This is a genomic window from Dactylosporangium sp. CA-092794, assembly GCF_050948465.1.
Taxonomy (GTDB): Bacteria; Actinomycetota; Actinomycetes; order Mycobacteriales; family Micromonosporaceae; genus Dactylosporangium.
In genome coordinates, this window is the sequence record NZ_CP192044.1 from 5,429,077 (window position 1) to 5,449,138 (window position 20,062).

The 20,062-nt window shown below is 73.0% G+C and carries 15 protein-coding genes; 3 read left to right on the forward strand and 12 right to left on the reverse strand.

The features are described from left to right. Position 1 precedes the first annotated feature (1 nt). Complete coding sequence (locus ACQPXD_RS23310; protein ID WP_432841869.1) at positions 2-1,288, forward strand: MFS transporter; 1,287 nt, start codon at positions 2-4, stop codon at positions 1,286-1,288. A 19-nt stretch (positions 1,289-1,307) separates the two neighbouring features. On the opposite strand, the gene ACQPXD_RS23315 is transcribed toward ACQPXD_RS23310, so the two are convergent. The 7 genes from ACQPXD_RS23315 to ACQPXD_RS23345 all read right to left on the reverse strand — a co-directional run bounded on the left by ACQPXD_RS23315 (position 1,308) and on the right by ACQPXD_RS23345 (position 9,808). Beyond that, the gene (locus tag ACQPXD_RS23315) at positions 1,308-3,206 is read right to left on the reverse strand and encodes a family 43 glycosylhydrolase (RefSeq protein WP_432841871.1); all 1,899 of its coding nucleotides are present in this window, start codon (positions 3,204-3,206) and stop codon (positions 1,308-1,310) included. A 113-nt stretch (positions 3,207-3,319) separates the two neighbouring features. Beyond that, a complete protein-coding gene (locus ACQPXD_RS23320; RefSeq protein ID WP_432841873.1) occupies positions 3,320-4,312 on the reverse strand; it encodes an Lrp/AsnC family transcriptional regulator in 993 nt (330 codons plus the stop codon). Beyond that, complete coding sequence (locus ACQPXD_RS23325) at positions 4,299-5,147, reverse strand: alpha/beta fold hydrolase (protein WP_432841875.1); 849 nt, start codon at positions 5,145-5,147, stop codon at positions 4,299-4,301. Before ACQPXD_RS23325 ends, ACQPXD_RS23320 begins: the two co-directional genes overlap by 14 nt. 1 nt (position 5,148) lies before the next feature. Further along, complete coding sequence (locus ACQPXD_RS23330) at positions 5,149-6,042, reverse strand: ABC transporter permease (RefSeq protein ID WP_432841877.1); 894 nt, start codon at positions 6,040-6,042, stop codon at positions 5,149-5,151. Next, positions 6,039-7,016, reverse strand: coding sequence for an ABC transporter permease (locus tag ACQPXD_RS23335; protein ID WP_432841879.1), 978 nt, complete (start codon positions 7,014-7,016; stop codon positions 6,039-6,041). Before ACQPXD_RS23335 ends, ACQPXD_RS23330 begins: the two co-directional genes overlap by 4 nt. Positions 7,017-7,019: 3 nt before the next feature. Further along, positions 7,020-8,600 (reverse strand): ABC transporter substrate-binding protein, encoded by a 1,581-nt coding sequence (locus ACQPXD_RS23340; protein WP_432841881.1) that lies wholly within the window; start codon positions 8,598-8,600, stop codon positions 7,020-7,022. After that, a complete protein-coding gene (locus ACQPXD_RS23345; RefSeq protein ID WP_432841883.1) occupies positions 8,600-9,808 on the reverse strand; it encodes a dipeptidase in 1,209 nt (402 codons plus the stop codon). The genes ACQPXD_RS23340 and ACQPXD_RS23345 overlap by 1 nt, the downstream gene beginning before the upstream one ends. A 166-nt stretch (positions 9,809-9,974) precedes the next feature. Here ACQPXD_RS23345 and ACQPXD_RS23350 point away from each other — a divergent pair, with 166 nt between their 5' ends. Further along, positions 9,975-10,979 (forward strand): ABC transporter ATP-binding protein, encoded by a 1,005-nt coding sequence (locus ACQPXD_RS23350; protein WP_432841885.1) that lies wholly within the window; start codon positions 9,975-9,977, stop codon positions 10,977-10,979. Continuing rightward, a complete protein-coding gene (locus tag ACQPXD_RS23355; protein ID WP_432841887.1) occupies positions 10,963-11,976 on the forward strand; it encodes an ABC transporter ATP-binding protein in 1,014 nt (337 codons plus the stop codon). The genes ACQPXD_RS23350 and ACQPXD_RS23355 overlap by 17 nt, the downstream gene beginning before the upstream one ends. 7 nt (positions 11,977-11,983) lie before the next feature. On the opposite strand, the gene ACQPXD_RS23360 is transcribed toward ACQPXD_RS23355, so the two are convergent. The 5 genes from ACQPXD_RS23360 to ACQPXD_RS23380 form a co-directional block, all read right to left on the reverse strand. Further along, the gene (locus tag ACQPXD_RS23360; RefSeq protein ID WP_432841889.1) at positions 11,984-12,994 is read right to left on the reverse strand and encodes an acyl-CoA dehydrogenase family protein; all 1,011 of its coding nucleotides are present in this window, start codon (positions 12,992-12,994) and stop codon (positions 11,984-11,986) included. Further along, positions 12,991-14,157: an acyl-CoA dehydrogenase family protein gene (locus ACQPXD_RS23365; RefSeq protein ID WP_432841891.1), complete on the reverse strand. Its 1,167-nt coding sequence runs from the start codon at positions 14,155-14,157 to the stop codon at positions 12,991-12,993. The genes ACQPXD_RS23360 and ACQPXD_RS23365 overlap by 4 nt, the downstream gene beginning before the upstream one ends. Further along, positions 14,157-17,474 carry a non-ribosomal peptide synthetase gene (locus ACQPXD_RS23370; RefSeq protein WP_432841893.1) on the reverse strand — a complete coding sequence of 1,106 codons (3,318 nt, stop codon included), beginning with the start codon at positions 17,472-17,474 and terminating at the stop codon, positions 14,157-14,159. The genes ACQPXD_RS23365 and ACQPXD_RS23370 overlap by 1 nt, the downstream gene beginning before the upstream one ends. Positions 17,475-17,574: 100 nt before the next feature. Next, complete coding sequence (locus tag ACQPXD_RS23375; RefSeq protein ID WP_432841895.1) at positions 17,575-18,981, reverse strand: NtaA/DmoA family FMN-dependent monooxygenase; 1,407 nt, start codon at positions 18,979-18,981, stop codon at positions 17,575-17,577. Next, a complete protein-coding gene (locus ACQPXD_RS23380; protein ID WP_432841897.1) occupies positions 18,978-20,051 on the reverse strand; it encodes an LLM class flavin-dependent oxidoreductase in 1,074 nt (357 codons plus the stop codon). Before ACQPXD_RS23380 ends, ACQPXD_RS23375 begins: the two co-directional genes overlap by 4 nt. Between the last annotated feature and the right edge of the window lie 11 nt (positions 20,052-20,062).

A 20,062-nucleotide genomic window follows, 5' to 3' on the forward strand; every position in this document is an offset into this window, starting at 1 on the left:
CATGTCCGAGCAACCCCGCCGGTCCCTGTGGCACGACGCGGACTTCGTGAAGTTCTGGTCCGCCGAGAGCCTGTCGCTGCTGGGCGCGCAGGTCTCGCTGGTGGCGATCCCGCTGCTCGCGGTCACCACGCTGAACGCGACGCCGCTGCAGATGGGTGCGGTCAACGCCGCCCAGACCGCGCCGTTCCTGCTCTTCACGCTGCTGGCCGGGGTGTGGGTGGACCGGGTCCGGCGGCTGCCGCTGCTGCGGGCGGCGAACTTCGGCCGGGCCGTGCTCCTCGGCCTCATCCCCCTCGCGATCGTGCTCGACGCCATGAACATCGGCCTGCTGGGCGTGCTGGTGTTCCTGGCCGCGACGCTGACCGTGGTGTTCGACCTGGCCTACCAGTCGTACCTGCCGTCGCTGGTCGGCAACGACCACCTCATCGACGCCAACAGCCGGCTGGAGGGCAGCCGCTCCTTCGCCCAGGCGGCCGGCCCCGGCCTCGGCGGCCTGCTCGTCGGGCTGCTCACCGCGCCGTTCGCGATCCTCGTCAACGCCGTCACGTACCTCAGTTCGGCCACGACGCTGCTCACCGTGCGGCGCCGGGAGCCCGCGCCCGAGCCGGAGCCCGGCCCGACCGCGTCGCTGCCGGCCCAGATCGGCCGGGGCGTGCGGCTGGCGGTGTCGAACACCTACCTGCGCGCGCTCGGCGCCGAGGCCGCCACGTACAACCTCTTCAACCAGATGCTCTGGGCGGTGCTCATCCTCTTCCTGGCCCGCAGCCTGCACCTGTCGCCGCTGGTCATCGGCATCGTGCTCAGCGTCGAGGGGATCGGCGCGCTGCTCGGCAGCGCCGTCGCGGCCCGGCTCAGCCGCCGCTACGGCCTGGGCCGCACGCTGATCGCCTCGATCGTCGTGGCCAACCTGGCGCCGCTGCTCATCCCCGCCGCGGGCGGCGGCGCCGCGCTCGCCGCGATCATCGTGAGCCTGGCCCTGTTCGTCAACGGCGCCGGGCTGTCCATCTACGCCATCCAGGCGATCAGCGTCCGGCAGGCGGCCGTCACCTCCGACGTGCTCGGCCGCACCAACGCCGGCTACCGCTTCGCCGTCACCGGCGCGGCGGCGATCGGCGCGATCATCGGCGGCGCGCTGGGCGGCTGGATCGGCCTGCGCGCCACGATGCTCGTCGGCGCCCTCGGCACCCTCCTGGCGATCTGGTTCGTGGTGCGCTCGCCCATCCCGCGCCTGCGCACCCTGGCGGAGCTGGAGCCCGAGTCCGCCGCCCCCGCCCCGGCCGTGCCCTGACCGGGACCGGGGCGCAGCGTCAGCCGAAGGCCCGCAGTTCGTAGATGCGGGTCGCGCCGTCGCTGGTCTGGGTCGGGGTGGCGACGGTGAGCCGGACGTAGCGGCCGGACACGCCGCTGACGGGGTGCACGGTGGTGGCCGCGGTGTTGTTCGCGACGCTCACCGCCTGGCTCCAGGTGGTGCCGTCGGCGGACACCGAGATGGTGAACGCCTTGGTGTTGTAGCTCGCCGGCTCGCCGCCGGCCTGGGCGTGCGCCACCTCGAAGCGGCTGATCGACCTCGTGATGCCGAGGTCGACCTGCAGCCAGGCGCCGGCGACCGCGGAGCAGAACTTGTCGGAGTTGCCGCCGGTGACGCTGCCGTTGACGGCCTTGTCCGGGCCCTCCGCGGCCGCACACGCGGCGGTGCCCGTGGCCGGGCGGCCCTGGGCGAGGTTCACCCCGGCACCGGTGGGGGCGCCGACCGACACGTTGTCGAACGTGGCCGCGGCGTTGAAGACCCGCACGCCGTCCGCGCCGCCGGCATAGGTGCCGTCCGTCAGGGAGATCTTCGGGTTCGTCATGTCGTCGAGGTACACCTTGATCGAGGCCCCGATCGCGGTGACCCGCAGGTGGTAGGTCGTGCCGGCGGTGATCGTCAGGCCGGCCGCGCCCAGCTCGGTCCAGTTGCCGGCGGCCCGGCCCAGCACCACCCGGCCCGCCGGGCTGATCCCGGCGTAGTAGCCGTTATAGGCGTCGGTGCCGGTGGCCGGATTGGTGACCCGGAAGACGATCCCGGCGTCGCCGGACCCGGACGTGACGGAGACGTCGGCATCGTAGCTGAAGTCGCCGAAGTTGGTGTCCAGCAACGCCTTGCCGCCCAGTGAGCCGGCGGCCTGGTAGCGCCCGCCGGTGGCGGTCCAGCCGCCGCCGTAGGTCTTCCAACCCAGCGCGTTGTCGTCGGCGAAGTTGTCCTTGACCCGCATCGTGATCCGCGGGATGGTGCCGTCGGCGTTGAAGGTCATCCGGTCGTAGGCCAGCTGGCGGTGGTTGCCGTCGGTCTCGCTGAGCGGCCGGCGGTGGTAGAAGATGTACCACGTGTCGGTGCCCGGCACGTTGACCACCGAGTTGTGCCCGGATCCCTTCGCGACCGCCGAGTCCTGGGCCAGGACCTTGTCCAGCTTCGTGAACGGTCCGGCCGGCGAGGACGACATGGCGTAGGAGACCGAGTAGTCCGGGCCGGTCCACGCCCCTTCGGACCACATCAGGTAGTACGTGCCGTTGCGCTTGAACATCTGGATGCCCTCGACGTAGCCGGACGGCGTGATCTCCTTGAACGTGCTGCCGTCGGGGAACGTGCCGAGGCTCGTCATGTCGGCGTTGAGCCGGGCGACGTTGGCGTGGCCCCAGCCGCCGTAGTAGATGTACGCCTGCCCGTCGTCGTCGACGAAGACGTCCTGGTCGATGGGTTGCGCGCCGTTGAAGAACTGGCCGATCAGCGGCTTGCCGATGGCGTCGCGGAACGGACCGGCCGGGTTGTCGGCGACCGTGACGCCGATGCCGCCGAGGCTGCTGTTGTTCTGGATGTCGTTGGCGGCGAAGTAGAGGTAGTACCTGCCGTTGCGCTGGATCGGGGCGGGCGCCCACATCGCGGAGGACGCCCAGGAGACGCCGGCGGTGGTGAGCACGTTGCTGTGCTTGGTCCAGGTGACCAGGTCGGTGGAGGAGAACGCGTCGAGATACGTCTGCTCGGCGTAGCTCTTGGAGGTCGTCGGGTAGACCCAGAAGGTGTCGCCGTAGACCGCGATGTCGGGATCGGCGTACCAGCCGTCGGTGAACGGGTTGCCCGCCTCCGCCGTCATGTAGTCGGGGATCGCCGCGGCGGCCGGCGACGGCAGGGAAATGAGGCCGGCGGCGAGGACGGCGGCGAACCGGTGCATGCGGACGAGCATCGGGGCGGCTCCGGCGATCGAGCGCTGGCGGGCGCGGGCATGTTCTGTAAAGACTGCACGGAACCCGGGATTCCCGTCAATGCACTGACAGTAATCGATATCTAGCGCGCGGGGTCCGCGATGGCGTCCCGCCACCAGGGCGTCTCGACGAACCCGCGGCGCACCGTCACCAGGATCATGCTCGCCGTCCAGCCCTGCACGCCGTCGAGCCCGGCCAGGGTGCCGGTGGTGAACGTGTAGACGTCCTGGGTCGTGGGCAGGATGACCTCGCACATGAGGGAGTTGGTGCCGAGCAGCGCGCCGACGTAGCGCACGCCGCGGTACTGCGACAGCTCCCGCGCCACCGCCTCGAGGCGCCGCGGCGCCACGGTGACGTAGATGACGATCTCCGACTCGAAGCCCAGCGCCCGCGCCGGCACGTGCGTGGTCACGTGGACGCAGCCGCGCCGCTGCAGGGTCTCGAACCGGCGCCGGACCGTGCTCTCGTTGACCCCGAGCGCGTCCGCCACGGCCCGGAAGCTGGCCCGGCCGTCCTCCCGCATCCAGTCGATGATCTTCAGGTCGGCCGGGTCGAAGTGGCTCGGGTCGCACTCGTGCGCGTCGTTGACCACCGGCCCGGGCTCGCCGGTGAGCAGCTGCCGGCTCCAGTCGTGCGACACCTTGTAGACGTGCAGCGTGAGGTCGGTGTCGCAGCGCAGGACGCCGTCGATGGCCAGGATGTCCTCGACGATCCGGGTGTGCAGCGACTCGTCGCGGCGCAGGTTGAGCTCCGCGATGATGTCCCACGGGCCGGTGACGAGGGCGAGGAACCGCACGTCCGAGCGGACCGCCAGCTTGGCGCAGACGCGGCTCTGGGTGCCCGGGGCGCAGGTGATCCGCAGCAGGTACATCTCGGTGGCGCCGGCGTGGTTGATGTGTGGCGTCACCGCGACCCGGACCGTGCCGTCCTTGAGCAGCTGCTGCCCGCGCCGGGCGACCGTGGTGACCGAGGTGCCGCACAGCTCGGCGATCTCGGTCCAGCTGGCCCGGCCGGCCGACTGCAGCGCGACGACGATCTTGCGGTCCAGCTCGTCCAGGGTGTCACTCCCGCTCATCGGCGCCGACCTCGTGGAGGAAGCCGCCTACCACCTGCCGCCACAGCTCTGCCTCTTCGATCTGCGGTGAGTGCCCGGACCGCTCGAACACCACCAGTCTGGCTCCCGGAATCCGGGCCGCGATGGTCTCGCTGCCGGCCACCGGGGTGATCCAGTCGTGCCGGCCCACGGTGACCAGCGTGGGACAGGTTATCGCGGCCAGCCGCTCCTTGACGTCGTACGACGGCATGTTGACGGCGAACGCGTGGTTGTGCGTCCGGTAGCGGTACGGCGTCGCCGCCGCCCGGGCCTCGACCGCCGCCGGGTCGTAGTCGTGGTCGTAGAGGGGCAGGATCTCCCGCCAGCAGTCGGCCAGGTCGGCGTCGTCGCGCACCAGGCCGGCGTTGATCCGGTCCAGCTTCTCGACGTCGACCCGGACCCGGGCGGAGGCCAGGGCGTTGCGCCGGGCCGCGTGCCGGTTCTCGTGGTCGGCCGAGGTGTCACGCAGCACGAGCGCCCGCAGCCGTTCGGGGTGCCGGATCGCGTACTCCATCGCGATGAAGCCGCCGTACGAACCACCGGCCATGACGAACCGCTCGACCCCGGCCCACGCGCGCAGCGCGTCGACGTCGGCGACCCACTGCTCGTGGCTGAACGGCGGCCGGCCCTCGCTGGCGCCGCTGCCGCGGGCGTCGAACACGATGACCCGGAAGCGGTCCGCGAACGGCGCGAAGGTCGCCCGTGGCTCGGCCCGGGATCCGAGCCCGGGAGCGCCGTGGTGGGCGATGAGCACCGGCGCGTCGCCGGCGCCGAACACCTCGACCTCCAGCTCGTTGTCGTTGACCGGCAGCCGCACGTCAGTCCTCCCCGGTGCGCGGGTTGCGCGCGTCGTTGTAGGCGATGGAGATGAGCGTGGCCGAGACGACCAGCAGCAGCATGGCGAGCGACGGGAACAGGGTGGTCCACCACGCGCTGGACATCGCGCCGGACTGCTGCGCCTCGTAGAGGATCCGGCCCCACGACCAGCTGCTCGGGTCGCCGAGGCCGAGGAACGCCAGCCCGGCCGCGGACAGCACGGCCCGGGAGGCCGTGAGCACCACGGAGACGACGACCACCGGGGCGACCGCCGGCAGGAGGTGCTTGCGGATGATCCACGCGGGCGAGCCGCCGGCGAGCCGCGCCGCGTCCATGTACGGCAGCCGGACCACGGCCAGCGCCTGCGCGCGTACCACCCGGGCCACCTCGGGCCAGGCGAAGAACGCGACGACGAGGACGATGGTGACGAGGCTCGGCCCGGCCAGGGCGGCGACGAGGATCATCAGCGGGAGCACGGGCAGCGCCAGGCAGAGGTCGACCACGGTACCGATGACCGCGTCGGCCTTCGGGAAGTACGCGCCGAGCACGGCGACCAGCACGCCGATCACGATGGCGAGCGCGGAGGAGAGCGCGGCCACCACGACGCTGATCCGGGTGCCCCACACCACCTCGGCGAAGATGTCCCGGCCGAGGTTGTCGGTGCCGAACCAGTGCTCGGCGGAGGGAGCCTGGAGCGCGGCGTCGCCGTACCCCTGCGGGTATCCGGCGAGCAGCGGGGCGCACGCGCCGGCGAGCACGAGGAGCGCGAGGACGGCCAGCGACACCAGGCCGAGCGGATTGCGGCGGAACGCCGACCAGGTGGCCCGGGCCGCGGTGGGCCGCTCGGCGACCACCGCGTCCAGCGCGTTCACCGTGTCCAGCGGGGCGGCGCTCATGCGGTCCGCACCCTCGGGTCGAGCAGGCCGTAGGCGAGGTCGGTCAGCACGTTGGCCACCACGACCGTCGCGGCCAGCAGCACGAACGCGCCCTGCAGCACCGGATAGTCCAGCTGGGTCACCGCCTCGTAGATGCCGCGGCCGATGCCGGGATAGGCGTAGACGGTCTCGGTGAGCACCGCGCCGCCGACCAGCAGGCCCAGCTGCAGCCCGACGAGCGTGGTGGTGGGCAGCAGCGCGTTGCGCAGCGCGTGCTTCCACACCACCGTGCGGTTGGGCAGGCCCTTGGCGCCGGCGAGGACGCAGTAGTCCTCGCCGAGCGCCTCGATGAGCGTGGTGCGCAGGGTCAGCACGTAGGCGCCGAGCTGCACGAGCACCAGGCTCAGGCAGGGCAGCACGAGGTGCGCCGCGACGTCGCCGTACCACGCCGCGCCGTACACGCCCGGCCGGTACGCCCCGCCGATCGGCAGCCAGTGCAGCTGGAGGCCGAGCACGAACAGCAGGAAGATGCCCACGCTCGGGACGAACAGCGACTGGCCGACCACGCCGCCCACCTGCACCAGCCGGTCGAGCCAGCCGCGCGGGTGGGTCGCCGCCAGCACCCCGAGCGGGATGCCGGCGGCGACCGTCACCAGCAGCGACGACCCGGTCAGCAGCAGGGTCCACGGCAGCCGGTCCAGCAGCACGGTGCTCACCGGCACCTGCCGGGTGAACGAGACGCCGAGGTTGCCGTGCAGCAGCTGCCACAGGTACTTGCCGTACTGGCTGGCCAGCGACTGGTCCAGCCCGTACTGGCGCAGCAGGATCTGCCGCGTCTGCGGTGTCATGGTCGGGTCGGCCACGGCCAGCGCCGGGTCGCCCGGCAGCAGCCGCAGCAGCAGGAACGTGACCGTCGCCGCGAACCACAGGGTCAGCAGTCCCCGGCCCAGCCGGCGGGCCGCGAAGCCGATGACCGGTGGCATGCCCAGTGCCATGGCTCAGCCGGTCTGCTTCGCGTTGGCCAGCGACTGCGGGTCCACCACGGACAGCAGCTCGCTCGGCTTGACCACGAACCCGGTCCACCGGGAGCTGTGCGCCACGTACAGGTTCTGCAGGTACATCACGTTGTCGTAGACGTTGTCGCGGACCATCGCCGCGGCCCGCTGGACGAGCTGCTTCTGCGCGGCCTTGTCGGTGGTCTGCTGCGCCTGGACGATCAGGGCGGACAGCTCGGGGTCGTCGACGAAGGAGAAGTTGATGGCGCCCTTGGGCAGGTAGGTGAGGGTCATGTTCGTCGCCGGGTCGTCCATGATGGCGAAGTTGCCGGTGTAGATGTCGAATTCGCCGGCCGCCCGTTTGGCCAGGTACGTGTTGCGGTCCAGGCCCTGCAGGTTGACGGTGATGCCGACCTTGGCCGCGCCGTCCTTGACGATCGACACCCACTGCGCGGTGACCGCGTCCTGCAGCGAGTAGATGAGCGTGAGCGGTGGTACCGTCACGCCGGACTCCTGCAGCAGCCGCTTCGACAGGTCCGGGTCGTAGGCGTATTCCTGCGACGACGGGTCGACGAAGTCCTTGAGCACCGGCGGGATCGGGCTGGACCCCGTGCTCACCGCCTGGCCCTGCAGCACGACCGACCGGATCGCGTTGTAGTCCACCGCGTGGGCCAGCGCCTGGCGGACCTTCAGGTTGTCCAGCGGCTTGCGGGTCATGTTGTAGGTCATGTTCGCGTAGCCGAGGCCCGGCACCTGCTCCACGGTGATCCCGGCGGTCGACTGGAGGTTCTTCACCTGTGCCGGGGGCAGCGCGTTGGCGATGAGGTCCACCTCGCCGTTCTTCAGCGCCAGGATCTCGGTGTTGACGTCCGGGTAGACCCGGTAGACCACCTTGGCCACGGTCGGCGTGCCGCCCGGCGCGAACGGATACGGGCTGATCCGCTCGAGCGTGTAGCTCTGCCCCTTGGCGACGCTCGTGAGCTTGTACGGCCCGGCGCTCACCCAGCCGGCGGTGTTGGCGAAGGTGGCGACGTTGCCCGCCGGTTCGAACACGTGCTTGGGCACGACGTTCATCCAGAAGCCGGCCTCGGCGACCACGGTGGCGTCCGGCCGCTTGAGCTTCAGCTCCACCCGGGTCGGTGACGCCGCGACCGCGGTGTCCACATTGGCCAGTTGCCCGTAGGTGGTGTTCCCGGCCGGCTTGTCCCGCATGATCGCGTTGATGGTGAAGGCCACGTCGTCGGCGGTGACCGCCTGGCCGTCGCTCCACTTCATGTCGTCGCGCAGGTCGTAGTACCCGGTCGTCGGATCGGTGTACCCGAAGGCCTTGGCCAGCGACGGCTGCTTGTTGCCGCTGGCGTCGATGGTGAGCAGGTGCGGGTACATCAGGTTGGTGATCCAGTAGTCGGTGCGGCTGTTGCCGACCAGCGGGTTGAAGTTGACGACGTCGGTCGTCGTGGCGATCGTGAGTGTCGCGTCGCTGCCGCCGCCCGGCGTGGCCGTGGGTGGCTGCGGGCTGCACGCGGTGCCGGCCGCCGCGACGGCCAGCGCCGCGACGATGGTGAACGGGAGCCGTAGGCGCATCAGACCCAGACCTCCTCGAGGACGCGCAGCGTGTTGCCGCCGACCACCTTGCGGATCTCGTCGTCCGAGTAGCCGTGCGACACCAGCCAGCCGATGATGTTGTAGAAGCACTCCGCCGGGTTCTCCAGGCCGTCGACGTACTCGACCTTCTCGAAGTCCACCGTCCCGTGCGCCTGCGCGATGGACAGGTTGCCGGCGAACGCGTTGTGCAGCCCGACGTGGTCGCCGAAGAGCGTGTCGGGGCCGAAGGCGATGTGGTCGATGCCGATGATGTCGACCAGGTGCGTGAAGTGGTCCATCACCGACTCGATGGAGTGCCGGGGGTGCGCGGCCGAGAGCGTGGTGTGCGGCGCGGCCTCCAGGCCCAGCACGCCGCCCCGCTCCGCGCACGCCTTGATGAGCGCGTCGGGCTTCATGCGGCTGGTCGGCCACACCTCGCGCGAGCCGCAGTGGGTGATGAACACCGGCTTCGTGGAGTGCTCGACGACGTCCAGCGCGGTGCGGTCGCCGGAGTGCGAGATGTCGATGGCCAGGCCCAGCTTGTTCATCCGGGTCACGGCGCGCTCGCCGAAGTAGGTCAGGCCGCCGTCCCCGCGCTCCTTCAGGCCGGAGCCGAGGGTGTTCGCCTCGGAGTACGCGATGCCGATCTGCCGGACGCCGAAGCCGTAGAGCACGTCGAGCCGGTCGACCTCGTTCTCGATCATCGTGGCCGCCTCCAGCGCGAAGACGTGCGCCAGCCGGCCGGTCTCGTGGGCGTGCCGGATGTCGGCCACCGACCCGGCCTTGACCACGAAGTCCTGGTGGGCCAGGTCGGCCATCCGGACCCCGAGGTCGAACAGCACATCCTGGTACTTCCAGCCGGCATCGCTGGAGATGCAGCAGGTGCCGTCCATGCCGTTGTCGAACACCGCGGTCATTCCGGACCGGGCCAGCCCCTCGTATCCGGTGGGCTCGCGGCCGGTGCGGATGTGCTCGCGCAGCTGGGCCATGTCCTCGGGGAACACCTGCACGTGGTCGTGCAGCGAGATGACGATCTCCTCGCGCAGCAGGCGCTCGGTGCGCTCCCGCTGCACGCCGGACAGTTCCAGGCCCGCGTAGGGCGGGACCCGGCCGATCTGCTTGGCGTACCGGAACTCCTTGAGGTCCACGCCGGGCTCCAGATATTCGTATGCCGTGTAGCCCGTGTACCGCTTGGCGGGTTCGAGCATGCCCGTTCCTCTCTGGTCCTTGCCGTCGCCATCATCCGGCGCGACGGGTGCAAGGGTTGCAATAATCCGGTACCAGAGTCAATATGCGATTCAGAATCGGGCGCAGATGGCGGTCGATGAGTGAAGTACGGGCAAAGAGTCCGGTTGAGTTACCTGGAGGCAACAGGTGCGTCATCCGCCCGACCCGCCGGCCACGCTCGAGGTGCGCGGCCTGTCGGTGACGTTCCGCACCCGGGGCGGTCCGGTTCCCGCCGTGCGCGACGTCGACCTCGACGTCGCGCCGGGCGAGCTCGTCGCCCTGCTCGGCGAGTCCGGCTCCGGCAAGTCGGTGACCGCCCGGGCCGTCATGGGCCTCAATCCCGGCAACGCCACGGTCACCGCGGGCCGGGTCCGCCTGCGCGACACCGACCTGTTGTCGTTGCCGGACAAGCAACTGCGCCGGATCCGGGGCAGCCGGATGAGCCTCGTCTTCCAGGACGCCCTGTCCGCGCTCAACCCCGTGCTGTCCGTCGGCGACCAGATCGGCGAGCTGTTCCGCGAGCACCGCGGCGAGACCCGGCGGGCCGCCCGGGCACACGCCGTGGACCTGCTTGCCCAGGTCGGCATCCCGGCCCCGGCCCGCCGCATCGGCGACTACCCGCACCAGTTCTCCGGCGGCATGCGCCAGCGGATTCTCATCGCGATGGCCATCGCGCTGCGGCCCGAGCTGCTCATCGCCGACGAGCCCACGACCGCGCTCGACGTGACCGTGCAGGCGCAGATCCTCGAACTGCTCGACGGCCTGCGCCGCGAGCTGCACATGGCGGTGCTGCTGATCACCCACGACCTCGGGGTGGTCTCCGAGGTCGCCGACCGGGTCGCCGTCATGTACGCCGGGCGGATCGTCGAGTCCGGCGACGCCGACGCCGTCCTCGGCCGGCCGGCGCACCCCTACACGCAGGCGCTGCTGCGCTCGGTACCGCGGGCGGACCTGAACGGCCAGGACCTGTATGCGATCCCCGGCAGCCCACCGGTCCCGACCCGGCTCCCCGCGGGCTGCCCGTTCCACCCGCGCTGCGCCTGGGCCGTGGACGCGTGCCGATCCACGCGGCCGGAGCCGCGCCCGGTCGCCGACGGCCGGGCCACGGCCTGTCACCGCTCCTCGGAGGTGCTCGATGCCGTCGCCGGCTGAGCCCGTGCTCGAAGCGACCGACCTGCGCAAGACGTTCGTCACCGGCCGGGCGGGGATGGGCCGGCACCGGGTGAGCGCGGTCGACGGCGTGAGCCTGCGGCTGCGGGCCGGCGAGTCCCTCGGCATCGTCGGCGAGTCCGGCTGTGGCAAGTCCACGCTCGCCCGGATGCTCGTCGGGCTCGAGCGCCCGGACGCCGGCACGATCCGGGTACGCGGCCGTGACATCGCCGGTGCCCGCGGCCGCGGCCGCAAGCTGCTGCGCCGCCAGGTCCAGATGGTGTTCCAGGACCCGTACACCTCGCTGGACCCGCGGATGACCGTCGGCGAGCTGGTCGGCGAGCCGCTCGCCGTGCACCGGCTGGCCGGCGGCCCCGCCGGCCGCCGCGACCGGGTCGCCGAGCTGCTCGCGCTCGTGGGGCTCGCGCCGGAGCTGATGAGCCGGTATCCGCACCAGTTCTCCGGCGGCCAGCGGCAGCGGATCGGCATCGCCCGCGCCCTCGCGCTGGAGCCCGAGGTCCTCGTCTGCGACGAGCCGGTGTCGGCGCTGGACGTCTCCGTGCAGGCGCAGGTCGTGAACCTGCTGCGCGACCTGCAGCGCCGGACGGGCATCGCGCTGCTGTTCATCGCCCACGACCTGGCCGTGGTCCGGCACGTCGCCGACCGCACCGCCGTCATGTACCTGGGCCGGCTCGCCGAGGTCGGCGACACGCCGACCGTCTACGACGCGCCGGCCCATCCGTACACGCAGGCGCTGCTGTCCGCCTCACCCGTGCTCGACCGGGCCCGCCGGGGCCGGCTGGCCGCCCGCATCGTGCTCGCCGGCGACCCGCCCAGCCCCACCGACCCGCCCACCGGCTGCCGTTTCCACACCCGCTGCCGCGCCGCCCGCGAGCGCTGCGCGCACGAGGAGCCGCGGCTGCGGGCCTTCCCGGCGCCGGCGGACCCGCGGCTCGTCGCCTGCCACTTCGCCGAGAGCCTCGATCAGGCGCGCCCGTAGGCGCCGGTCAGGCGGAGATCCGCTCGGCGAGCAGGGGAGTGGCTTCGGCGCGCAGCTGGGTCGGCGAGCCCAGCCACAGCGCCTCGATCGCGGCGCGGCGGTAGTACAGCTGGGCGTCGCTGTCGGAGGTCATGCCGGCCGCGCCGTTGATCTGCATGGCGGCCGTCGTGACGGCGCGGGCCAGCTCGGCGGCGGTCGCGAGGGACTGGGCGGCGGCCAGGCGCACATCGCCGCCGCCGTCGGCGGCCCGGGCCGCGGCCCGGGTCAGCAGCCGGGCCGCGTCGATGCGGATGTGCAGCTCGCTGAGCCGGAACGCGAGGGCCTGGAAGCGGCCGATCGGCTGGCCGAACTGGCGGCGGCGCTTCGCGTAGCCGACGGCGCCGTCCAGCGCGCCCTGCGCGAGGCCGACCAGGTAGGCGGCCTGCCGGATCCGGGCGTTGGCCAGCACCGGCGGCCAGTGCCCGGCGTCGCCGATCCACGCGGTGACCGGGGTCCCGGCGAACCGGACGTCGTAGAGCTCGCCCCGGCCGGTCTCCTCGTACCGGCGCAGCGTCACCGTCGGGTGGTCGCGGGGCACGAGGGCGGTCCGGTCGCCGACCACGACGAGATGGTCGGCCTCGGCGGCGAAGCCCACGAACGAGCGCCGGGCGGTGATCGTGCCGGGGCCGGCGAGCACGTGGGCCGGCGCGGCCGGGTCGGCGCTGCCGTGCGCGCGGATCGCCAGCGCGACGCTCTCCCCGGCCCCGATCAGCCCGACCTGGCCGGCGCGCGACAGCAGCTCCGTGGCGGCGACCGTGTCCAGCAGCGGGCCCTGGTACAGCACCGAGCCGAGCAGCTCGGCGAGCCCGGCCAGCTCCGCCTGGCCGGTGGGCAGGCCGATCCCTGCGAGCCCCTGCCACACCATGGCCCGGACCGCCCGGTCGTCGTCCTCGTGCGGGCCGGCGGGCCGGGGCCGGTCCGCCATCCGCCGCACGAGCGGGGCCAGCTCGGCGTCGAGAAACTCCGCGAACGCGCTCACGAGGGCAGCCCCAATCCCGACGTACCGACGAAGTAGAGCATGATCTCCGAGGTGCCCGCGGCCAGCGTCAGCCCGGGCGCCTCGCGGTAGGCCGCGTCGAAGACGCCGCCGGCGACCGCCGCCTCGTCCCGCGCGTCGAGCGCGCCGTCCAGCCCGGCCACCTCCAGGGCCAGGCCGGACAGCTCCTTGGCGACCTCGGTGGTGTACCACTTGGCGGACGCGGAATGGACCTCGTCGGGCTTGCCGTCGCGCAGGTTCAGCACGCAGCGCCAGGCCAGCAGGCGGGCCGCCCGCACCCGGGCGTCCAGGTCGAGCAGCCGGTGCGCGTAGGCCGGATCGGACAGCCGCCCGGTCTCGCGCGCGTGCCGCAGCAGCGCGTCGAGCAGCCGGGCCGCCTTCGCGGCCGAGTCGATGCCGGTGCGCTCCAGCGGCAGCACCTGGTTGACCACCTGCCAGCCGTCGTCGACCTCGCCCAGCACGTCGGCCCGGGTCACCCGGATGCCGCCCAGCGTCACGTCGTCGAACCGCTCCTCGGTGAGGTTCCACAGCGGCTCGATGCCGACGCCGACGCTGCGCAGCGGCACGACGAAGAGCGTGATGCCGTGGTACGACACGGGCCCGCTCGACGTGCGGGCGGCGCACAGCGCGAAGTCGGACAGGTGCGTCTTCATGCTGTAGACCTTGCGGCCGTAGAGCCGCCAGCCGTCGCCGTCCGGCTCGGCCCGGGTGGTCAGCGAGGCCAGGTCCGAGCCGATCTCCGGCTCGCTGAACAGCACGCTCGCCGTCGTCTCGCCCCGGGCGAGGCCGGGCAGCAGGCGGGCCTTCTGCTCGCCGGTGCCGAACAGGTGCAGCGCCAGCCCGACGATGTCGATGCCGAGGGTGTGCACGTTGTCCGGGACCCAGTGCCGGATCAGCTCCTCGGAGAGGATCGCCTGCTCCACGATGGTGGCGCCGAGCCCGCCGTACTCGGGCGGCCAGTTCGGCGCGAGCCAGCCGCGCTCGCCGAGGCGCCGGTGGAGGTCGAGCAGGCCGGGCTCCTGTTCCAGCGGCACCCGCCGCGCCCGGGCCACCTCGGCCCGGACCGGCGCTTCGCACAGCAGGTCGCAGACCTGGGCGCGGAACTTCTCCTGCTCGTCGGTGAGCAGGCCGAGGGGCTCGCTCATCAGTTCGTCCCCTCCAGCAGCCGGTCCAGCTCCGCCTCGCTCAGCCCGGCGATCTCCGCCTCCAGTTCGGCGATGTCGCCGTCGTCGCCGCCGAGCGGCCGGACCCGCGCCTGCTCGATCTGCCCGGCGAGCTGGCCGAGCAGTGGGTGCGTGAACAGCTGCCGCGGCTCGAGGGTCACCGCGAACGCGTCGCGGATCCGGGAGATGAGCTGCGTGACCTGCAGCGAGTTGCCGCCCAGGGCGAAGAAGCTGTCCTGCGCGCCCACCTGCCCGGGCGCCAGGTTGAGCAGCGCCTGCCAGGTGTCGGCGAGGCGGCGCTGCGTATCGGTGGTGAGCGCGACCGGCTCGGCCCCCCGCCGCGGCTCCGGGTCGGGCAGCCGGGCCTGGTCGAGCTTGCCGGTCGGGGTCAGCGGGAGCGCGTCGAGCACCACCAGCGCGGCCGGGACCATGTGCAGCGGCAGCCGGTCGGTGGCGTAGTCGCGCACGCCGTCGGGGTCGACGTCCCGGCCCGCCTCCGCGACCAGGTAGCCGATCAGCCGCGCCTGCGCCGTGCCGGGCTCCTTGACCACCACGGCGGTCTGGCGCACGTGCGGGTGCGTGGCGAGCACGTGCTCGATCTCGCCCAGCTCGACCCGCAGCCCGCGCAGCTTGACCTGCCGGTCGGCGCGGCCGAGGAACTCGAGCTGGCCGTCGGCGCGCCAGCGGGCGAGGTCGCCGGTCGCGTACATCCGCGCGCCGGGGTCGGGGGAGTACGGGTCGGGCAGGAACTTGTCGGCGGTCAGGTCGGGCCGGCCGAGGTAGCCGTGCGCCAGCCCGGCGCCGGCCATGTGCAGCTCGCCGGCCACCCCGACCGGCGCCGGGCGCAGCCGCCGGTCCAGCACGTAGGCGCGCTGGTTGGCCATCGCCCGGCCGATCGGCGGCGGGCCGTCCAGCGGCTCGGGCGGGCACAGGTAGTCGACGCAGGTCACCGTGACCTCGGTCGGGCCGTAGCCGTTGTGGAACTCCCGTCCCGGCCGGGACCAGCGGTTGACCAGCTCGGCGCCGAACGGCTCCATGCCGATGAACAGGATGCGCAGCGCGGTCAGCGGCCGCGGGTCGAGCATGCCAAGCACCGGCGGCGGAATGTCCACGATGCTCACCCGCTCGGCGGCGAGTAGGCGCTGCAACGCCTCGGGGTCGAGCAGCTCGGCGCGGGGCGCACCGACGATGGTCGCGCCGGCGGTCAGCGTCGAGAAGACGTCGGACACGCTCACGTCGAAGGCCGGGTTGGAGAACTGCAGGATCCGGTCGGCCGGCGTGACCCGGAACATCTCGGCGAAGCTGGTGACGAAGTTGACGATGGCGCGGTGCGGCACCAGCACGCCCTTGGGCCGGCCGGTGGAGCCGGACGTGTAGATGACGTAGGCGGCGTCCTCGGGCTCCACGGCGATCGCGGGCGGGGTGTCCGGGCGGCCGTCCAGGGCGTCGGCGTCCAGCAGCACCCGGGGCGTGCCGGCGGGCAGCCGGTCGGCCAGGTCGGCGGTGGTCACCACGGCGGCGACGTCGGCGTCGGCGAGCTGGAAGGCCAGCCGCTCGGCCGGATACTGCGGGTCCAGCGCCAGCCAGGCCCCGCCCGCCTTGAGCACGCCCAGCTCGGCGACCGGCAGCCCGAATCCGCGCTCCAGCAGCACGGCCACGACCCGGCCGCGGACCTTGAAGTCGTCGGTGAGCAGGTGGGCCAGCCGGTTGGACCGCTGGTCCAGCTCGCCGTAGCGCAGGTCGGCGCCGGCGAAGCGCATCGCGACCCGGTCCGGCGCCTCGGCGACCCGCGCGGCGACGAGGTCGTGCAGCCGGCGGCGGTCGGGCGCGCCGGGCGGCGGGTTCCACTCGGTCAGCACCCGGCGGAACTCCGCGCCGGGCAGCAGCTCCAGCTCGTCCACGGGCGCGCCGGGGGTCGCCCGCGCGGCGGTGAGCAGGGTGGTGAAGTGCTCCACCAGCCGCTCGATCCGGCCGGGGGTGAACACCTCGGTCGAGTACTCGATCCAGATGCCCACCTCGCCCTCGGGCGCGTCGGTGATCTGGAACGTCAGCTCGAACCGGCTCGTGCCCGGCCAGCGGGTCAGCGGCTCGGCGCGCAGCCCGGAGAACTGGAACCGCGACACCATCGGCGCCGGCATGAGCGTGAACACGTGCTGGAACAGCGGGTTGCGGCCGGGCAGCCGCTCGGGCTTGAGCCGGTCGACCAGCGTGCCGAAGGGGATCTCCTGGTTGGCGATGGCGTCGAGGAGGGTGTCGCCGCACCGGTGGGCGAGCTCGCGGAACGAGGGATTGCCGGCGAGGTCGCCGCGCACCACCACCGCGTTGGCGAACATGCCGATCATCGGCTCGAGCTCGGGCCGGGTCCGCCCCGACAGCACCGAGCCCAGGACGATCTCCCGCTGGCCGGTGTAGCGGCCGAGCACCGCCTGGTAGCCGGCCATGAGCACGGCCAGCAGCGAGACGCCCTCGGCCCGGGCCAGGTCGCGCAGGCCCCGGCCGAGCTCGCGGGGCAGCTCGGCCTGGAAGACGCCGCCCGCGGCGGTGGGCCGCACCGGGCGGGGCCGGTCGGTGGGCAGCTCCAGCGGCTCGAGGCCGGCGAGCGCGCCGCGCCAGAACTCGGTCTGACCGGCCGCCTCGTCGCCGGTCAGCCAGCGGCGCTGCCAGGCCGCGTGGTCGGCGGGCTGGACGGCCGGCTCCGGCAGCGCCGGGCCGGCGCCGGACCGGGCGGCGCTGTAGCGCGCGGTGAGCTCGTCGGCGAACAGCTTCACCGACCAGCCGTCGGTGATGATGTGGTGCCACACCAGCAGCAGCACATGGTCGTCGGGGGCGATGCGCAGCAGCGAGGAGCGCAGCAGCGGCCCGTTCGCGAGGTCGAACGGGGCGTTCACGCCGGCGTCGATCCACTCCCGGATCGCGTCCTCGGTGCCCTCGTCCACGGGCAGCGGCCACGTCGCCGGGGGCGGGTCGATGATCTGGTACGGCACGCCGTGCTCGTCGCCGAACCGGGTGCGCTGGCTCTCGTGGCGGGCCACGGTGGCGTGCAGCGCGGCCCGCAGCGCGGCGACGTCGAGCTCGCCCCGCAGCCGCCAGGCGGACGGGACGTTGTACATCGGCGTGCCGGGCGAAAGCTGGTGCAGAAACCACAGTGAGCGCTGTTGTTCGGACACGGCCAGCCGATTGTTCCGGGGCACCGCGACAATTCGGTCGCGCTCGGCCTTCTCGGCCAGGCTGCGCCGCGTTTTCATGTCGAGTAATGCACGCCGGATGTCGGCGAGATCACCGGTACCTGCGCCGGTCATCGCACATCTCCTCTGCTTGTCGTGCCGCCGGGCGGGCGGGGCACTCGCGGAGAAGAATAGCCGGTACCATAGATCTATCTCTATGCGATTATCGGATTGTTTATTGTTGCTTAACGGGATGGCGGGTCGATTTATCCGATGATTCGCGGTGGCGCAGGCCGAGGTGCTCGCGCAGTGTCGTGCCGGTGTAGGCGGTGCGGTAGACGCCGCGCTCCTGCAGCGCCGGCACGAGCAGGTCGACGATGTCGTCGAGGCCGTCCGGCACCAGGTAGGGCGAGACGTTGAAGCCGTCGATCGCGCCGTGCCGCACGAAGCGGGCGAACTTGTCGGCCAGCGACTGCGGGGTGCCGACGTGCCCACGGGCCCGCTGGCCCAGCTCGATGACCGTCTCGCGCAGCGACCAGCCGTTGGCGTCGGCGGCCTCGCGCCACCGCCGGACGATGTTCACCGCGTCCGGGATGCGGGCGGCGCCGAAGGCCCCGGTGTTGTCCTGCGGGCGCGGGTCCTCCTTGGGCAGCGGGCCGTCCGGGTCGTGGTCGCTGAGGTCGAGGTTCCACAGCAGCCCGGCCTGGGCGAGGGCGGTGGCCGGCGTGATCTGCTCGCGGCGTACCCAGGCCGCCTTCTCCTCGGCCTCGGCCGGGGTCGCGCCGATGACGATCGAGGTGCCGGGCAGGATGCGCAGGTCGTCCTCGGCCCGGCCGGCGGCGTGCAGGCGGGCGCGGATGTCGTCGGCGAACGCGAGCGCGTCGTCGAAGTCGGTGCCGTGCGCGGAGAAGATGACGTCGGCGTTACGGGCGGCGAAGTCGCGGCCGTCGCCGGAGTCGCCGGCCTGGAAAATGACCGGGTGGCCCTGGCGGCTGCGCGGCAGCGACGGCGTCACGTCGGCGGTGAACTGCTCGCCGCGCAGGCGCACCGGCGAGATCGCGCCGGGCCGGGCCCACGACGGGGCGTCGGCGGAGGTGGCCACGGCGTCATCGGCCCAGCCGTCCCAGATGGCCCGGGCGGCGTTCACGAACTCCTCCGCGCGCCGGTACCGGTCGGCGTGGTCGAGGAAGCCGCCGCGGCGGAAGTTCTCGCCGGTCCACGCGTTGTCGGTGGTGACCACGTTCCAGCCGGCCCGGCCGCCGGAGAGCAGGTCGAGGCCGGCGAGGCGGCGGGCCAGGTCGGCCGGCTCGTTGAACGTCGTGTTGGTGGTCGACACCAGCCCGATCCGGCCGGTGACCGCGGCGAGCGCCGCCAGCTGCGTGATCGCGTCGGGCCGGCCCGCCACGTCGAGGTCGTGGATGCGGCCGCCGACCTCCCGCAGCCGCAGCCCCTCGCCGAGGAAGAAGGCGTCGAACAGGCCGCGCTCGGCGGTCTGGGCGACCCGGCGGTAGGACTCCGGGGAGATCTGCGATCCGCTCGCCGGGTCGGACCAGATCGTCCAGTGGTTCACGCCCTGGAAGAACACGCCGAAGTGCAGCTGGGCGTGCGGGCGGGGAACGTCGGTGGGGTCGGTGCCGGTCATGCGGGTCCTCCCGGGAGCGCGAACCGGTTCTGCGGGCGGGGCAGGCCGAGGGCCTGCCGCAGCGACGTGCCGGGAACGGGCCGGGCGGCGGCGCCGGCGCGGATCAGGGCCGGGACGACGAACTGCGACAGCACGGCGAGGTCCTCGCCGAGCACGAGCGGGTGCAGCCGGACGCCGTCGACGCCGGCCCGCGTGCCGAGGTCGCGCAGCAGCCCCACCAGGCCGCCCGGGCTTCCGGTGTACCGCAGCCGCCCGGACGCCGGCCACGGGGCGTGCCGGTCGAGGTCCGCCACCCGGTCGGCGCCGTCGGCCGCGGCCGTGTCGAGGGCGACCTCGACCTCGGCGAAGGTCCGCGGGGTCGCGGTCGCGACGACGGCCCGGCGCACGGCGTCGACGTCGGCGCCGCCCACCAGCGCGACGTCGACCTCGTCGTCGGGCACGAGCCCGCGCGGGGCGAGCACCACGAGCTGGCCCTGGGGCGGCCGGGGGACGATCGCGGGGCCCTTCACCGTGTAGCCGGCGCCGGCGAAGTCGACGTAGTGCAGCCGGTCGCGGTCGAGGTAGCGGCCGGTGGCGACGTCGCGGACGACGGCGTCGTCCTCCCACGAGTCCCACAAGGCGCGCACCACACGTACCGCATCCTGGGCCTCCCGCGCGGGATCGGCGACGGGCCGTCCCCACGCCGCGGCCGCCGCGGGCCCGGGGCTGACCGCGACCACCCAGCCGGACCGGCCCGCGGCGATGTGGTCGACCGAGGCGAGCTGCGAGGCGACGTGGAAGGGCTCGGCGTAGGTCGTGGACACCACCGGCGCCACGGACAGGACGCTGGTCGAGGCGGCGATGAAGGCGGCCCGCTCCACCGCGCCGATCCGCCCGGCGATGCCCCCGCCGCGCGGCGGCAGCAGGTCGTCGTCGAGCGTGACCAGGGTGAAGCCGGCCCGTTCGGCGATCTCGGCGACGTGCCGGACCCGGCGCGGGCCGAGCAGCTCGGCCGGTGGATGCCCGGCGCGCCGCCAGGCGGCGGGGTGCGCACCCTCTCCGTCGATCTCAACGGCCAGCGCGAGGGACATCGTCGGGGCCT

Excerpts from the sequence above, each read along its gene's own strand:
- ACQPXD_RS23310 (WP_432841869.1), top strand. The coding sequence starts at position 2 with ATGTCCGAGCAACCCCGCCGGTCCCTGTGGCACGACGCGGACTTCGTG.
- ACQPXD_RS23315 (WP_432841871.1), bottom strand. The coding sequence starts at position 3,206 with ATGCACCGGTTCGCCGCCGTCCTCGCCGCCGGCCTCATTTCCCTGCCG.
- ACQPXD_RS23320 (WP_432841873.1), bottom strand. The coding sequence starts at position 4,312 with ATGAGCGGGAGTGACACCCTGGACGAGCTGGACCGCAAGATCGTCGTC.
- ACQPXD_RS23330 (WP_432841877.1), bottom strand. The coding sequence starts at position 6,042 with ATGAGCGCCGCCCCGCTGGACACGGTGAACGCGCTGGACGCGGTGGTC.
- ACQPXD_RS23335 (WP_432841879.1), bottom strand. The coding sequence starts at position 7,016 with ATGGCACTGGGCATGCCACCGGTCATCGGCTTCGCGGCCCGCCGGCTG.
- ACQPXD_RS23340 (WP_432841881.1), bottom strand. The coding sequence starts at position 8,600 with ATGCGCCTACGGCTCCCGTTCACCATCGTCGCGGCGCTGGCCGTCGCG.
- ACQPXD_RS23345 (WP_432841883.1), bottom strand. The coding sequence starts at position 9,808 with ATGCTCGAACCCGCCAAGCGGTACACGGGCTACACGGCATACGAATAT.
- ACQPXD_RS23355 (WP_432841887.1), top strand. The coding sequence starts at position 10,963 with ATGCCGTCGCCGGCTGAGCCCGTGCTCGAAGCGACCGACCTGCGCAAG.
- ACQPXD_RS23365 (WP_432841891.1), bottom strand. The coding sequence starts at position 14,157 with ATGAGCGAGCCCCTCGGCCTGCTCACCGACGAGCAGGAGAAGTTCCGC.
- ACQPXD_RS23370 (WP_432841893.1), bottom strand. The coding sequence starts at position 17,474 with ATGACCGGCGCAGGTACCGGTGATCTCGCCGACATCCGGCGTGCATTA.
- ACQPXD_RS23375 (WP_432841895.1), bottom strand. The coding sequence starts at position 18,981 with ATGACCGGCACCGACCCCACCGACGTTCCCCGCCCGCACGCCCAGCTG.
- ACQPXD_RS23380 (WP_432841897.1), bottom strand. The coding sequence starts at position 20,051 with ATGTCCCTCGCGCTGGCCGTTGAGATCGACGGAGAGGGTGCGCACCCC.